The sequence below is a fragment of the Lewinella sp. W8 genome (assembly GCF_004375085.3).
Lineage (GTDB): Bacteria > Bacteroidota > Bacteroidia > Chitinophagales > Saprospiraceae > Neolewinella.
In genome coordinates this window covers 78230-94205 of sequence record NZ_SNAQ03000001.1, presented here as the reverse complement: position 1 = coordinate 94205, position 15976 = coordinate 78230, and the positions used below count along the sequence as shown (strand labels likewise).

The window sequence follows — 15976 nt, the reverse complement described above, 5'->3', positions numbered from 1 at the left end:
ACGTGAATTCCTAACACTTCTGGTGCTTTTAGCAGAATCCTAAGGAAAATTCACGAAAAACGGATCGCTATATCCCCCGATCGGAGCGTAAATCGCAGGATTTTAGGGCATCGGATTAGTTCATAGGCACCCCACACGCATTTTTTCTTAATGCTTACCTTCGTCCGCAGTAGCGCCCTGCTACCCCCATTGACTTAGACCAACCATATGAATTCCGGAAAATCACTACTCGTAATCTTAGACGGCTGGGGACTCGGACAGCGCCCGGAAGCCGACGCCATCGCGCAAGCCGACACCCCTAATTTTGACCGCATTTACCGGGAGGAACCCCACAGCACCCTCATCACCTTTGGGGAAGAGGTCGGGCTTCCGGAAGGACAAATGGGCAATTCCGAGGTAGGTCACCTCAACATCGGTGCCGGACGGGTAGTTTACCAGAATTTTGCCCGGATCAATAAAGCCATTCGCGACGGCGAGCTGGCTAAAATTACCGCCCTACAGGACGCCCTAACCTACGCCCGGGAAAAGGACCGTGCGGTCCATCTGATGGGTTTGGTCAGTGACGGAGGCGTTCACTCCCACCTCAATCACCTGCTCCGGTTGTCGGATATCGCGACCGAAGCGGGCAACACCCGGGTCTTCATCCATGCCTTCACTGATGGCCGGGACGTGGCGCCCACCTCCGGCAAGGGTTTCCTCGAAACGGTGGCCCAACACATCGCGGACCAACCCACGGAAGTCGCCACGGTGACGGGCCGGTTTTACGCCATGGACCGGGACACGCGCTGGGAGCGGATCAAGCTGGCCTACGATGCGCTGGTACGCGGAACGGGTGAAAAGACCCGGGATATTCTGGCTACCGTACAGAGCCGTTACGACGATGGAGAAACGGATGAGTTCCTCAAGCCCATCATCCACACCGACGCCAGCGGCGATCCCGTGGCGGTAATCCAGGAAGGTGACGTGGTCATCTCCTTCAACTTCCGTACCGACCGGCCCCGCCAAATTACCCGGGCCCTCACCCAGGAAGACTTCCCGGAGCAAAATATGAAGTGCTTTTCGGAGCTGCGCTACCTGACCATGACGCAGTACGACGACAAGTTTCGGGACGTGGAGGTGCTCTTCCCCCCCGATGACCCCAAAGAAACGATGGGGGAAGTCGTCAGTAAAGCAGGAAAAACCCAGGTCCGGATCGCCGAAACGGAAAAGTACGCTCACGTCACCTTCTTTTTCAGCGGGGGCCAGGAAGATACTTTCCCCGGAGAGCGGCGCATTCTGATTGATTCACCCCGGGACGTGGAGACCTACGACGAAAAACCGGAAATGAGTGCCTACGAGGTGACGGAAGCCATCGTCAAAGACATTAAAGAAAACGCTCCGGATTTCATTTGTCTCAACTACGCCAACACCGACATGGTGGGCCACACCGGCGACTGGGAAGCCGCCAAAGCGGCGGCAGCCGCCGTGGATGAATGCCTGGGTAAGCTACTGGAAGCAGCGAAAACTGCCGGCTACCACACCATCGTCATTGCCGACCACGGCAACTCTGACATCATGAAAAACGAAGACGGTAGCGTACACACGGCCCACACCACCAACCTCGTCCCCGTGGTTTACGTGGGCCCCAGAAAGGACCTCCGCCTCCGGGAAGGTGGAAAACTGGGCGACGTGGCCCCTACCCTCCTGGAGCTGATGGGCGTTGAGGCTCCCGCCGCCATGACCGGGCAGTCGTTGATCGCCTGATTAATTTTTGCGGGGGACCGCAGGTGCGGTCCTCCCTCCTTTTCACGTAACCCATCCATCATGCATCGCCCCCTATTCCTGGTTTTCACCATCCTGAGTCTTATGGCCTGTCAACCCAAACCCGACGCCTCCGCCGGCGAGCAATCCGCCAAAGCCGTGCTTCCCGTACCCTCGGAATGGGTCCTGGTCAGCTGTGAAATGGAGGGTAAGGTTATTCCTGCGGTCAATGACCGCGCCTTCGTAAAAATATCCGACGGGCAGATCGGCGGCAACACGGGCTGCAACAGCTTCGGCGGAGACTGGCAGCTCTCCGGGGCCAAACTCAATGTTCCCGGTGTGATGGCCACCAAGATGTTCTGCCAGGAGGCTTCCTCTCAGGAACAGTTATTCCTCAATATTCTCAACGGGGACGTCGGCTACGCCGTAACTGGAGACCGGTTAACCCTTTCGGGAGCAAGTGGACAACTAAACTTCCGGCGAAAGGACTCCGGCATTCAGGTGTCCGAAAAGCAGGTCACGGGCATCGTCGGTTTGTTTACCTATATGGCGGATGCTCCTGGCTTCGAGCGCTGTGAAGACGGGATGCGGATGGCCGTCCTGCAGGAGGGCGAAGCTTACCGGGAGCTGGAGCGCACCTATCTGGAACTGGGCCGCCCCGGGGAGCCCGCACTCCTCACCGTAGAGGGCGACGTTGTCGACAACCCCGCTGCGGAGGGCCATCCCAAGGCACTGCGGATTCGCAAAGTCCGCAAGCTGTCAGAGGAAAGCACCTGTCCCTGAGGAAAGGCCATTTTTCTTGGTGATTTCGTAAAGAAGCGCCCGGGAATCGGGGGATAACTTTGGGGAATGCCTACATTTAAGCGGTCAAAAAATATACTATGGCATCGTCCGACAACCACGTCCCCTTTGCGCCAACCGGCAAGGAAGATTGGCTGACCCAGGTCAACAAAGAGCTGAAGGGTAAGAGCGTTGAGACGCTGGACTGGGAGCTCAACGAACGCATCCGGATGGAGCCCCTGTATACCGCGGATGAGGTCCCCGCCCGGCAGCCCCTGAACCGTCAGCCCGGATGGTCCATTGGCGCCTACGTTGACGGCAAATCGAACGCTGACATTAATACCTACGCGCTGGAGGAACTTTCGGGCGGCGCCGAAGCACTGCTGTTCCGCCTGTTCCGTCAGCCCGGCCCCGACGACATTGCGGCGATTCTCAAAGACGTCCGCGTAGACATGATTTCGCTACACTGTGCCCTGCGGTATCCCGGCCAGGATCCGGCCGAACTCTTCCGGGATCTGGTGCGCTACCTGAGAAAGCAGGGATACGACCTGAGTAAGATTACCGGCTCGGTCGATTTTGACCCGCTGCTAGACTGGAGCGATCCGCCCTTCCCGCCCCTCATCCGGCTGATGTATTTCGTGCAGCGGTGGATGCCGGGTTTCCGGGTGCTGCAGGTTAACGCTGCCGGCTTCAACAACGGTGCCGGCATGGCGGACGACGAACTCGCCCTGGCCATTGCCAAGGGAACCGAGTACCTGGCGCAACTGCAGGAGCGCGGCTACCCTCCCGGGCTGGCGCACCGTCACCTCAAGTTTGCCTTCACGGTGGGCACTTCATTTTATACCGACGTCGCCAAATTACGTGCCCTCCGGGTGCTGTGGGCGAACGTCCTGCGGGATTTCGGGGTCGACAATCCAGCGCCCACGCAGATTGCGGCCCACTCCGACATTGGCACCCTGACCAACGAGCGCGACGAGAACCTTCTGCGCCTGACGACCCAGGCGCTGGCCGCCGTTACGGGCGGCGCGGACACCATTTTCCTGGCACCTGCCGAAGGCCCAGACAAAACTCCTACCCCCTTCGGGCGGCGCATGGCTCGTAACGTCCAGCACCTGCTGCGGCTGGAAAGCGGCCTCGGCCAGCTGCCCGACCCGGCAGCGGGAAGCTTCTACCTGGAAAAACTTACCGACGCCCTGGTGGAAAGCGCCTGGGGCCGTTTCAAGAGCATCGAAGAACAGGGAGGTTTTGCCCAGGCGACCGTTTTCTAATTTCTCCCTCCCGATGAACGGGAACCGAAGTTAAAACATTACCCCAATGCGCCAACTCCTGTTTCTGGTGCTTTGTCTTCATTTACTCTCCGCCTGCGATTCTGTCGGACCCGAAAGTAGCCCAGAAAACATTCCCAATATGCCCACCATCAGTCAATCAACCTGGGGAGAAAGTCCCTACGGAACGGCTTCTCTCTACACCCTGACGAATGAGGCCGGCCATCAGGTGGTCATTTCCGACTGGGGCGGCATCGTCCAGTCCATCCGCTACCAGGATACGGAGATGACCGTGGGCTACGAAACCCTCGAAGAGCACCTCGGCCCCAACCCTTACTTTGGCGCTCTGGTGGGCCGCTACGGTAACCGGATCGGCGGAGCCACCTTTACCCTGGAGGGTAACACCCATAAATTGGCACCCAACGGAAACGGCCATCAACTCCACGGCGGCCCGGAAGGCTTCAACCGGCGCCTCTGGACCGCGGAAACCCGCACTACGGATACCAGCGCCATGCTGATGCTATCGCTCATTAGTCCCGACGGAGATCAGGGCTTTCCCGGCAGACTGGAAGTCAGTTGCCAGTACGAATGGACCAACAACAACGAACTGCGCATAGCGTATACGGCGACCACCGATAAAACCACCGTGGTCAACCTGACCAACCACACCTACTTCAACCTGGCGGGTTCCGGCACCATTCTGGACCACCATTTATGGTTGGACGGAGACTACTTCACCCCCGTCAAAGAAGACATGATCCCCACCGGGGAAATAGCGGCGGTAAAGGGTACGCCCTTCGACTTCACTGAGGCCAAGGCCATCGGCCGGGACCTCAACGCGGATCACCCCCAGTTGAAAATCCCCAATGGCTACGATCACAACTGGGTCATCAATAACTACGATGGTTCCCTGCGGGAATTCGCCCGACTGGAAGACCCGGCCTCGGGCCGGGCCATGCGGTGCTTCACCACCGAACCAGGGGTACAAATCTGGACGACCAACTTCTCGGAAGGACAATTTACCGTGCGCCCCAACACACCAATACCTACCCACGCTGCCATCTGTCTGGAAACACAACACTTTCCCGATTCTCCGAATCAGGAAAACTTCGCTACGCCCGTACTCAACCCCGGAGAAACTTACCGGACCACCACGGTGTATCGCTTTGAGTAAGGACCTGCGGCTGGGGAAGGTGTTGACAATCCTATTCCCCATGAAGCAAGGTATTCAGCAAATCTTAATTTACGGCGCTTTCGGACTGCTGCTCGGCGCAAAAATGGTCGAAGTGCTAATCAATGACGGCGTTGGGCTGTTCGATTACTGGTTGCTGGGCATCGGACTGGCCGCCGCCATCATTCATTACCTGCCCAAGAAGCATGAGGCCACTGATCATGAACGCAGCCATTCACAAGCCTACGGTGAAGACACCCTGGTGCTCCGTGATCATTCCCGTCTTGAACGAGGCCAGCATCCTGAAGCAGCAGATACGGACGCTTTCGGATACGCTTCCCGCCACCGGCATTGAAATCATCCTCGTAGACGGCGGTAGCGACGATGACACTTTCCGCATAGCTGGAGCGCTGGGCTGTCGCATCATTGCTTCGGCTCGGGGACGCGCCCGGCAGATGAATACCGGTGCGGCACACGCCCGGGGTAGCTACCTATATTTTCTTCATCTGGACACCTCGCCGCCATCGGATTGGGTGAAGATTCTGTTTTCCGCCATCCAGGAGGAGACCCATCCCCTGACCTTCAGGTTACGGTTTTCCGGGCAGGAGGACTCCCCGCTGCTCCGCTTTTATTCCTGGTGCAGTCAGTTTGACGTTGATGCCTTTCGGTACGGTGACCAGTCCCTCCTCGTTCGCCGGGAGGACTTTCTTGCCGTCGGTGGTTTTCGCGAAGATCACCGCTTGATGGAGGGGCATGACCTTATCCGCCGCCTCCGGCGGCGCACCGGGCGGCTCACCGTTCATCCGGCGGCCGTTACTACTTCTTCCCGCCGCTACGTCGAATACGGAGTGGTCTTCACCCAGGCGATTTTCACCCTGATCTACCTACTCTACCGGGTGGGCGTTCCTCAGCGGCAACTGGCGGCCATTCACAATTGGGCGTTTCGGCGGTAGGCCATCCGGACGCTCGGAGAAGGTTCTCCATTCTTCTGACTTCCGTCTTCATTTTTCCTTGGCCTTGACGACCGGCTTGCGGAGCAAGCCTCTTCCGGAGCCTCAGCTTTCTTCTCCTCCGCCTTCCCCCACGTAATACGGCACACAGCGAAAATCTCCATCATCGGTCCATTCCATCATCTGGTAGCCGGGGGGCAGGAGTTCCTGTTTGAACTCCGGGTGGGTGCTATCGAGGAAGAAACTGGTTGGCGGACAGAGAAATACCTCAAGATTTTCGTGGTTGACGGTTCGGGAGGTGTGGTAATGGCCGCAGAAAATGCGGCGGCGGCGGCCGTCGCTGGTCAGGATGTGGAGCAGGTTTTGGGTGTCCCGCAGGGGATATTTATTGTCCATGAAGGGAACTCCCATCAGGACGGGAGGATGGTGCATCACCACGGCAGCCTCGGGGTAGATGGTAATGGCCTTGGCCAACCAGTTCACCTGTTCGTCGTCCACTACGCCGGCGCTGGAATCCAGAAATAGAAAATCGCGTCCCTTTACCCGCACCAGTCCCTTGATCGGGCTTGCTCCGTGCCCCTCCAGAAAAAAGGCGTTGCGCATCATCTGCCGGTTGTCGTGGTTGCCCGGCGCGAGGTAATAGGGTTTATGGAGCGCATCCAGCACCGGTCGGAGCCGGTGATACACTTCTTGCTCCGGGTCCCGGGCACAGAAATCTCCCGTCAGAAAATAGGCATCGGGGTCGAGGGCGGACGCGTGCCGCAGCACGCGTTCCAACCGCTCGTTTACGTCGAGGTGCATCAGTTGCTCCCCGGAATCCAGTAAGTGCAAGTCAGTGACTTGCGCGATGCGTAAGGCCACAAAAACGGACTTTCTTTAGAAGAATTTTCGCCCGATGAAGAGGACGATGAGTGCGCCGCCAACGGCGATGGCCATTGAACCAAGGTCGAAGCCCTGTACACTTCCGACTCCCAGCAGGGTGCCAACCCAACCTCCGACGAGGGCGCCCACGATACCCAGCAGGATGGTCTTAAGCCACCCGCCACCGTCCGGTCCGGGCATGATCAATTTTGCGAGTGCTCCGGCAATGAGGCCAAATACAATCCAGGCTAACCAACTCATAATTACTTGCGTTTAGGTTTATGGTTTTTGTTTTCGTTGTTCTTGCGGCAGCGCATTTGGGCGCTTACGCGCAGGAGCAATGGTCGTCGGGATGAGCCAAGGTTCCTTCCGTTTTCCGGGCAACAATGCATGATCTCACCGCTTCAGCGTTCCCGGCCATCAACCGCCTAGTCGTTAAGCACGACCACAACAGCTTGAGTACCACGAACGAGGTGACCTGCCCAATTTACAACCTCAATGGGAATATCGCCCTACCTTTCTTCCATGTACTACCGTCTCTACCCTCTTCTCGCCTTTTTACTCCTGTTTGCCTGCGGTGATTCCGCCGATATGCCCCAAAGGGATTTCCCCTACATGGCGGTCGTTGAAAGCCTGGAGGCAGCCCGGGAAACGACCATCACCACCCGCCGCTTCAAGCAACCCGACCTCCAGCCTCTGATCCAACAGCTGCCCGCGACCTTTACGGTCGATACCGCCGGGCGCTCGGTAGAAAACCGCCCGCTGTGGCGGGTGCGCTGGGGAAGTGGAAAAACTACGGTCCTGCTCTGGTCCCAGATGCACGGCGATGAACCCACCGCCACGGCGGCCCTCTTCGACCTCTTCAACTGGCTTTCCTCCACGGATACCACCCTGGCCGATCTGCGCACCACCCTGGACCAACAACTCCAGCTCACCTTCCTGCCGATGCTCAACCCCGACGGGGCCGCGCGCTACGCGCGGCGTAATGCCCTCGGCATCGACCTGAACCGGGACGCCCTGCACCTCACCAGTCCGGAGGCCCGCCTGCTCAAAGCAGAGCGGGACCGACTCGACGCCGACTGGGGCTTCAACCTCCACGACCAGAGCACCTACTACGGCGCGGGCTTCCCCAGCACAAAGAGTTGCGCCCTGTCCATTCTCGCCCCCGCCTTCGACTGGGAGAAATCCGTTAGCGACAAACGCGAAGACGCCATGCAGCTCATCGCCCGGATGGATCGGATCTGGCAGCGGGACATCCCCGGTCAGGTGGGCCGCTACAACGACGACTTCGAACCCCGTGCCTTCGGGGACAACCTCCAGAAATGGGGCACCCGCACTATCCTCATCGAATCCGGCGGTTTGCGGGACGACCCGGAGAAGCAGGTAATCCGGCGGCTCAATTTGCTAGCCCTCATTGCCGGCCTCCACAGCATCGCTACCGGGGAATACGAAGATTACGCCCAGGAGGACTACTTCGCCATCCCCGAAAACAAGTTCAACGGCATGCACGACCTGCGCCTGGAAAAAGTCACGTTGGAACGCCCCGACGGGGACTTCCTGATGGACATTGCCTTCCGCCGCTCCGAGCGCAGCCTGCCCCCCGATTTCCGTGACTACACTTCCCGCGGTTACGTCAGCGACGTGGGAGATTTACACACCTTCGGGGCCTACGTCGACGTGCGGGAGGAAGGCCTCCGTGCCCGCCCGGGGCGGGCGCTGCCGGGCGTCCACGACAGTCTGGCCATCCACCAACTCGACCCCCGGGCGCTCTACAAACGGGGCTACACGGCCGTAGTCGGCACCAGCTGGCAACTCCGCCACCCCATGGAGGATCAGCTGACGATTCTGCCACCAAACGGCACGGCCGACACCCTCGTGGCCCCCGGCCACCGGCCGGATTTATTGCTGTATGATCAAGCGGACCAGCTGTGGGGCGTGGTGATTGACGGGCGGTTGCGGAAGCCCTGACGGACCGAATTTTAACTGCGATAATTTCCCTTGTGGAAATCCCCTAGCTTTAACGTCACTACCAAAACTCAGGAATATGAAAGCACAACTACTCACCCTGGTGGGGTCCCTTTTGCTGTGTACTAGCCTTATGGGGCAGCGCATGGACCCCGTGTTACTCGACTCCCTCTACGGCGAGCGGGGCATCCCCGGCACCACCACCTTTGCCCCCGATTTCCGGGTATCTTATCCGGCCTACGATGAAATGGGACGGCCCCTGGAAAGGGTCCTGGAAACCTTCAACGGTTCGGGTAACTGGGTCCCCTCCCAGCGCCGTCTGTTCAGCTACGCGGGAAACACCACCACCATCACCGAGCAAATCTGGTCCAGCCAACTGCGGGAATGGCGCGACCGACGCCGGGAAACCACCGAGGTGGAAGACGACCTCATCCTGATGCGTGTCCGGGAGGTCCTGGACGGCGATACGCTGCGGAACCAGCGTCGGTGGAGCTACGTGTACGACGGCGATGATCAGGAAACTATGGTCCTACTGGAACGCTGGAACGGCGCAGCATGGGAAAACCTGAGCCAAAAACTCAGCACCTACAACGGCAACGGCGGCACCACCTCCCAAACGCTGCAGTTTTGGTTCGAGGGTAACTGGCGGAACATCCGCCGCCGAGGATGGCTCTACGGCCCCGACAATGCGCCCCCGTACTTTGTTGAGCAGGCCTTTTCCCAAGTCTGGTCCGTAGACGAAGACGCCTGGGTGAACCAGCTGCGGCAGGACTTCACCTACGAAGATGGCCTCTGGACGGAGTCGACCTTCTTCACCTGGAACGCCACCCAGAGCAGCTGGCAGGAGGCCGATCGGGCACGGTACGAATTCGATGAGTTCAACCGCCCCACCGGACAAGTCGTCCAACGGTGGTCCGGCGACTGGGAAAACGATGGCCGGGTCGACTATACCTTTTCGGGGGACAATCTCCTTTCCCGCATCCAGCAGTGGGACAACGGCACCCAGGAATGGACCAACTTCCTCCGCTACCAGACCGAACTGGACGAGTACGGCCTGGCGAAAGTCCGTACCGGCATGCAATCCTGGAATATGACCACCCAAGCCTGGGAGAATGAGGTTTATTCGCAGCGCATCACCGCGATTCACACTCCGGCGGACCTCATCAATGACGTGGAGGAAGTTGACCTGCCTTCGACTTGCCGGGTGCCTAACCCTTACCTGCCCGGCACCTCCTTTTCCTGTGATTTTGGGCAGGACGTCCACCCCTTTACCATGGAAGTCTTCGATGCCCAGGGGCGCCTGGTGCTGCAACAAAACGTCCGCTCCCACCAATCTACTTCCATCGACCTTGACTTGCCTTCCGGGCCGTACGTCTTGCGCGTCCGCAACCAGCAGCAACTGGTTCACCTGCAACGCCTCGTCATTCCTAACCGCAAGTAAAAATCAGAGACCATGTATCTCATCATCCTACTGCTCAACCTCACCTTTTTTCCCGGTCAGTATGCGGTTCCCATGAGCCCGCCCGTCATGGCTCCGCAAACGGACACCCTTCCGCCGATCATCACCGAGGAGTTCATCCGGGAGTTTACCGCTCTCCCTCAACAAAAAACCTGGCGGGATTCCGGCTACTACTTTCAGCTAGAACTCGTTGACTGGATCAATCGGGGCTTCCGGACCACAAATACCGGCGATTACCTACTGCGTTCCACCGTTATTTCGGCCAGTTCTTCGGGAACCCAGTTTCGGGCCCGTGCCATTTTGCGCATTGACAAGGACGACTGGCCAATGGATAATTTCCCCTCCCCGAACACCGTCGAGTGGGGATCCGCCATTCTGGCCTTCCCCCAGGATTTACTCTTCTGTCCTTCCGGTAACGAAGAAATCGGTCTGGGGCAGAATGAACTGTACATGCCGCTGTCCGTGGGCGGAGAAATCACCCGGGTATTCAACGATACCATCCTGTTTACCTCCATTCCCCTAAACGCCCAGATCAGGAGTTTTGACGTGATCATGGAATAGGTTATGGCCAGTGGGGCGACGCAGGAATTAGTGCCAAATACCTAGCTCGGGAGCTTTCCTTTGGGCACTCCCGTGCAGGTGCCGTGTACCACTCACCGGAGCCCGGGACTTTCGTAGAATGTAGGGTGATACATCCATTATTCTGGCCAGGGATAAACCGTGGTCGGAAGCCTGTTTCGCGAAGGCATAGCCAAGTGAAACGGCGTCCGAACACTATTTGACACAATCGGTAAAGCGTGAAATTTTTATCTCCCGACAACGAATGCCCGCCTCATCCCACGAGGGGGGCATCTGTTGCGGGAGGCACTGACCTTCGTAGGCAGGCGCTACGTGACTACTACCCGCATTGCCAGCGCGGTGTCTCCGATTGGGGGATGGGTAGAGAACTCATCAATTGCGATTCTCTTTCAAACGCGATCTTCATTTAGGGACGCAATAAGTCACCACACATTCCTTGTCTCCGTTACATTCAACCGCCCCGCCGTCGGCTTGTTCCCTTGGTATGGACCAACAGCCCCAGCATCCGATACTGTTCTTTGATGGCGTTTGCAACCTTTGCCACGGCGCCGTACAGTGGTTCCTCAAGCGGGATAAACGCGGGGTGCTGCGCTTTGCCAGCCTACAGTCGGACCTCGCCGCAGAGCTGCTGCCTAAACACGGGGTTGACCTGGAGGCCCTCAGCTCCCTGGTGCTGTACCGGGATGGGAAAGTGTACACCCACAGTGATGGAGCGATGGAGGCCGCCAGGTTGCTGGGCGGGGTATGGACGCCCCTTTCCACCGCCCTCAAAATTTTTCCCCGCGGGCTCCGGGATGCCGTGTACAACTGGATTGCCGCCAACCGCTATCGGTGGTTCGGGAAAAAAGAGGCCTGCTGGTTGCCCCGGCCGGAATGGAAGGCACGCTTCGTGGGGTAAATCCGCAATTCCGGACCACAAATTCACGTTACCTTCGCGGACCCAAAACAACCCGCCGGATCGATCCTCCGGCCTCACTCCTCGCCTATGCGATGCTTTTACCTTTGTCTGCTTACCCTGACCCTTGCTTGCTTTGCCTCCGGAGCATCAACCCTCCTGGCGCAACCCACCGAAGTGGGTTTGGTGGCCTACTACCCCCTTGACAATAACTTCTCGGACGCTACCGGAGACAGTTCCAACGGCGGGGTGGCCAGCGGCGTACCGGAATTCGCCTGTGGGGTCAACGGTCAAAGCCTGGCCCTGAATGGCGGCAATGATTTTGTCCGTATTCCCGGTGGCAACACCAACAACATCAACCGGGAGTTTGATTCGGAAGACTTTACCGTGAGCATGTACTTCAAGAGTATCGGCGTCAACGGTACCCAGTACCTGTTCTCCAAGCGGGACACGAACTGCAACAACCTGCAGTTTTTCCACGTCCGCTTCGCTCCGCTGACGCAGACAATTTCGGTGACCCTGCGGGAAAACAACCAGGAGGCCAGGATCGACCACCGGATCAACAACGGCGACTGCTGGCAGCACATCGCGATCGTGCGTGACGCCAACCGCGTGCGCCTCTACCTCAATGCGGCAGAGGTGGGAGAAGCCGGGACTTCTTCCCGCGTTGACGTGGAGAACAATGGAGAAATCTTCATCGGATCCTCCAGTTGCCTGGGCAACGCCGAAACGGCCTTTGACGGGCTGATCGACGAAGTACGCATCTACAACCGATCGCTTCGGGAATCCGAAGTGCGCACCCTCTACGAATTCCCCGACCGCATCCTGACCACCACCCGCCGGATTTTCCTGGGTGAGGAGGTACCCATTCAGCTGAACAGTAATTGCGGCGTGGGCTTCAACTGGGTACCCGCTGCCGGGGTAGACAACCCCGCCGCCGCCGAACCGACGATTACTCCCGTGGCGGCCGGCCGTCAATCCTACATCGTCGAAATCGCCGACCTGGAAAGTACCTGCGTGGCCCGCGACAGTATCGTACTACAGGTCATCGACCCCACCACCCTTGACTGTTCGGAAATTTTCCTACCCAAGGCCTTTACGCCCAACGGCATCGGTCCCGTTGAAAATGAAACCTTCGGCATTTCCAATCCCTTCGCGATCCCCGAGCTGATCAGCTTTGAGGTGTACGATCGCTACGGTAACCAACTTTTCCAAACTACCGACGCCTTCGGGCGCTGGGACGGCTCCTTTCAGGGCCAACCCGTTAATCCGGGCGTCATGGCCTGGCGGGTGGTCTTCCGTTGCGAGGGCCAGGAGATCGTAGAGTCGGGAAGTGTGATGGTGTTGCGGTAGGTGGGTTACTAGCCGCTGGGTGCTGGTTGTTAGTTGCTGGGTGGGGAGGTGCTCCGCACGTGCTAATTGCTTATCTTCCCGCCATGACGGTAACTGAGAAAATTGCGGCCCTGCGCAGGGTCATGCTGGAAACGCAGATTGATGCGTACATCATTCCTTCTACGGACCCGCATCAGAGTGAATATCCCGCCCCCCGGTGGGAGTCCCGGATCTGGATGAGTGGATTTACCGGCTCGGCCGGTACGCTGGTGGTTACGCTCCACGAAGCGAAACTCTGGACGGACGGGCGCTATTACCTACAGGCTACCGATCAGTTGGCGGGCACCGGCATTGAGCTGATGAAGGACCGTCTTCCCGACACCCCCTCCATCGAAGACTGGCTGGGCAGCACGCTACTCAGCGGGCAGCAGGTGGGTTGCGACGGTCGGGTGGTGAGCGTGAATACCGTACGCCGAATGCGTAATAAGCTGGCCAAGCACGACCTTAAACTCGTCACGGAGGAGGACCTCATCCGAAAGATCTGGAAAGACCGGCCGGCCGTTCCCGGAAAATCCGTTTTCGAACATAAGCCGGACTACAGTGGCGTCCCCTGGCAGGAGCGCCTAAAAAAGATGCAGGACTGGGTCGGGGAACAACACCTCGATTACTACCTCGTTGCGGCGCTGGACGAAATCGCCTGGCTGCTCAACATGCGGGGCAGCGACATCGACTTTAATCCACTGGCGGTGTGCTACCTCGTGGTGGGCGCCAAGGGGGATCACAGCCTGTTCAGTGCTCCCCGTCCCGGGCTGGAGCCCTGGAAGGCTCTGCTGGAAGTCCACGACTACGATAAGATGAGCAGTTTCCTGCGCCGGATCAACGCCCTGAACGCCGACATTGGTCTTGATCCCGCCACGACCTCCGCGCGGTTGTGCATGTACGCGGGAGACGATAAGGCCGCCCAGATCGCCAGTCCGATTCCCGACTGGAAGGCCATCAAAAACGAGGTAGCCATCAACCACCTTCGGGAAGCGCTCCGGCAAGACGCGGTCCCACTACTCAAATTACGCCGGTGGCTGGATCAGGCCATTCCGGAGGGCGTAAATGAATATGAAGTCGGGGCCAAACTGACGGCGCTGCGCGCCGAACTTCCCCTCTACGTAACGGACAGCTTCCCGCCAATCGTGGGCTACGGGCCGCGGGGAGCCATCATCCACTACCGGGCTCCCTACCGGGGAAGCGGACAGCTGGCGGCCGAAGGCCTGCTGCTCATTGACTCGGGCGGACAGTACCACAACGGCACCACGGACATCACCCGGACTTTCGCCCTCGGACCGGTTACGGAAGACATGAAGCGGCACTTCACCCTGGTGCTGCAGGGACACATCGACCTGGCCATGGCCCGCTTCCCCAAAAGCACTTCCGGCGTACAATTGGACACCCTGGCCCGGCGGCCACTCTGGCAGGAAGAACTGAATTACGGTCACGGCACTGGTCATGGCGTAGGCTTCTTCCTCAACGTGCACGAGGGCCCGGTGGGCATTGCCGCCAATCCGCGGTCTCCCATGATGCAACGCCCCCTGAAACCGGGCATGGTACTCAGCAACGAGCCGGGGTACTATCTCGAGGGGGCTTACGGCATCCGCACCGAAAACCTCGTGCTGGTAACGGAAGGTGAGCGGGAGGACTGGCTGCGGTTCGAAACCCTTACGCTCTTCCCCATTGACCGACAACTCATCGTAAAGGAGATGCTGTCTCCGGCCCAGCTCGCGTGGGTGAATGATTACCACGCCCGGGTACTGGCGGAAGTCGGTCCGCTCCTGGAAGACCAGGAGGAGCAGGCCTGGCTCACGGCCGCCTGCGCGGCGCTTTAGACAAGGTTTATAACCAATGGGGTGCCCCCAAGGGGGGCTGCACGAGGCGATCGGCCAGCTCCGCGTCTTCCATCAGGCGGGTTGCCCACCGGATGGGCTCAGAAGCCGGCTCGTTACTCAGGTCATACGTACCGTGGTGCATCGGCCACCACCGGTCGGCCCCGAGGGCCCGGAACCCCCGAAAGGCCTCCTCCGGGTTGGCGTGGTTGTCCTGCATCATGAAGGCGGGCTTATAGGCACCAATGCCCATGAGGGCCAGATCGATGTGCTGAAACAGGTTACCCACCTCCTCCCAGTAGGCCGTTTCGGCCGAATCCCCGGCGAAATACACCGTGTGCCTGGCCGGACGGGTTAACGCAGCACCTGCGGTCCCTCGCCCTGCCGAAGGTCCGGCGGTATCGTCGAGTGCTTCCAGCATAAAGCTGCCCCAAAGGACCCGGTTAAAGTCCGTCAGCCCCCGCCGGCACCAGTGGCGACTGGGCAAAAAGGTAATGCGGATGCCGTCGGCAAGGGTGTCGTAAATCTGGTACCAGGCCGCCTCCTCGATGGCCGTTTCGCCCACCCACGGACGGATTACGTTGGACAACTTCAGCGGACAAAGAATCTTCCGGATCGGATTATGCTGTACCAGGGTACGGACGCTCTTTTCGTCCACGTGGTCACGGTGATCGTGGCTGAGTAGCAGATAATCAACGCCCCGAATATCTTCCAGCGCCACGGGGCTGGGGACCCGCCGGGGCACCAGCGGCATATCCCGTAGTTGGGGGTCGATCAACAGCCGCACGCCATTGAGTTGCACCAGAAAACAGGCGTGACCGAACCAGGTCACCCAGTTCCCCCGGCGATCGTCAAGGTAGGACAAATCAGTACTCAACGCCGGCACCCACTGGTCGGCCTTTTTTTCCTTTCGTTGCGGGTTTGGGGTCACCAGCATGCGCAATAATGCCCCCCAGTCCGGACGGAAGGCATCCTGGAGATACTGAAATTCCCGGCCCTGGATGGGGTTGCCGCGCCATTCTTCGGCCTTTGCGGGTAATACGGGGAGGTCGGGGTTAAGCAGATACTCCAAGGTGTGGGGTTTTAGCTGTTGGAAGTGTATGAACCG

General features: G+C 59.0%; 15 protein-coding genes. 12 read left to right on the top strand and 3 right to left on the bottom strand.

The window, feature by feature from the left end; genetic code table 11:
* Nucleotides 1-207: 207 nt before the first annotated feature.
* The 6 genes from gpmI (at nt 208) to E1J53_RS00365 (ending at nt 5909) form a co-directional block, all read left to right on the top strand.
* Nucleotides 208-1743 carry a 2,3-bisphosphoglycerate-independent phosphoglycerate mutase gene (gene gpmI / locus E1J53_RS00385; RefSeq protein ID WP_134270000.1) on the top strand — a complete coding sequence of 512 codons (1536 nt, stop codon included), beginning with the start codon at nt 208-210 and terminating at the stop codon, nt 1741-1743.
* Between the two features lie 60 nt (nt 1744-1803).
* A complete protein-coding gene (locus E1J53_RS00380; RefSeq protein WP_134269999.1) occupies nt 1804-2523 on the top strand; it encodes an META domain-containing protein in 720 nt (239 codons plus the stop codon).
* A gap of 98 nt (nt 2524-2621) precedes the next feature.
* Nucleotides 2622-3788 (top strand): methylmalonyl-CoA mutase family protein, encoded by a 1167-nt coding sequence (locus E1J53_RS00375; RefSeq protein ID WP_134269998.1) that lies wholly within the window; start codon nt 2622-2624, stop codon nt 3786-3788.
* 46 nt (nt 3789-3834) lie between these two features.
* Complete coding sequence (locus E1J53_RS00370) at nt 3835-4959, top strand: aldose epimerase family protein (RefSeq protein ID WP_134269997.1); 1125 nt, start codon at nt 3835-3837, stop codon at nt 4957-4959.
* 40 nt (nt 4960-4999) lie between these two features.
* Nucleotides 5000-5311: a hypothetical protein gene (locus E1J53_RS23925; RefSeq protein ID WP_173021313.1), complete on the top strand. Its 312-nt coding sequence runs from the start codon at nt 5000-5002 to the stop codon at nt 5309-5311.
* The gene (locus tag E1J53_RS00365) at nt 5226-5909 is read left to right on the top strand and encodes a TIGR04283 family arsenosugar biosynthesis glycosyltransferase (RefSeq protein ID WP_173021312.1); all 684 of its coding nucleotides are present in this window, start codon (nt 5226-5228) and stop codon (nt 5907-5909) included. The genes E1J53_RS23925 and E1J53_RS00365 overlap by 86 nt, the downstream gene beginning before the upstream one ends.
* Nucleotides 5910-6011: 102 nt before the next feature.
* Here E1J53_RS00365 and E1J53_RS00360 read toward each other — a convergent pair whose 3' ends face one another.
* Nucleotides 6012-6767 (bottom strand): metallophosphoesterase, encoded by a 756-nt coding sequence (locus E1J53_RS00360; protein ID WP_134269995.1) that lies wholly within the window; start codon nt 6765-6767, stop codon nt 6012-6014.
* 15 nt (nt 6768-6782) lie between these two features.
* A complete protein-coding gene (locus E1J53_RS00355) occupies nt 6783-7028 on the bottom strand; it encodes a GlsB/YeaQ/YmgE family stress response membrane protein (RefSeq protein WP_134269994.1) in 246 nt (81 codons plus the stop codon).
* A gap of 264 nt (nt 7029-7292) precedes the next feature.
* Between E1J53_RS00355 and E1J53_RS00350 the strand changes: the two genes are divergently transcribed.
* The 6 genes from E1J53_RS00350 to E1J53_RS00325 all read left to right on the top strand — a co-directional run bounded on the left by E1J53_RS00350 (nt 7293) and on the right by E1J53_RS00325 (nt 14871).
* The gene (locus E1J53_RS00350) at nt 7293-8735 is read left to right on the top strand and encodes a M14 family zinc carboxypeptidase (RefSeq protein ID WP_173021311.1); all 1443 of its coding nucleotides are present in this window, start codon (nt 7293-7295) and stop codon (nt 8733-8735) included.
* 76 nt (nt 8736-8811) lie between these two features.
* Complete coding sequence (locus tag E1J53_RS00345) at nt 8812-10173, top strand: T9SS type A sorting domain-containing protein (RefSeq protein ID WP_134269992.1); 1362 nt, start codon at nt 8812-8814, stop codon at nt 10171-10173.
* 12 nt (nt 10174-10185) lie between these two features.
* A complete protein-coding gene (locus tag E1J53_RS00340) occupies nt 10186-10752 on the top strand; it encodes a hypothetical protein (protein WP_134269991.1) in 567 nt (188 codons plus the stop codon).
* 502 nt (nt 10753-11254) lie between these two features.
* Complete coding sequence (locus E1J53_RS00335) at nt 11255-11668, top strand: thiol-disulfide oxidoreductase DCC family protein (protein WP_134269990.1); 414 nt, start codon at nt 11255-11257, stop codon at nt 11666-11668.
* An 87-nt stretch (nt 11669-11755) separates the two neighbouring features.
* The gene (locus E1J53_RS00330; protein ID WP_134269989.1) at nt 11756-13018 is read left to right on the top strand and encodes a LamG-like jellyroll fold domain-containing protein; all 1263 of its coding nucleotides are present in this window, start codon (nt 11756-11758) and stop codon (nt 13016-13018) included.
* A gap of 83 nt (nt 13019-13101) precedes the next feature.
* Entirely contained in the window at nt 13102-14871 is a 1770-nt protein-coding gene (locus E1J53_RS00325; RefSeq protein ID WP_134269988.1) for an aminopeptidase P family protein, read from the top strand.
* A gap of 7 nt (nt 14872-14878) precedes the next feature.
* Here the strand turns inward: E1J53_RS00325 and E1J53_RS00320 are convergent, their stop codons facing one another.
* The gene (locus E1J53_RS00320) at nt 14879-15940 is read right to left on the bottom strand and encodes an MBL fold metallo-hydrolase (protein ID WP_253929745.1); all 1062 of its coding nucleotides are present in this window, start codon (nt 15938-15940) and stop codon (nt 14879-14881) included.
* Nucleotides 15941-15976: the final 36 nt, after the last annotated feature.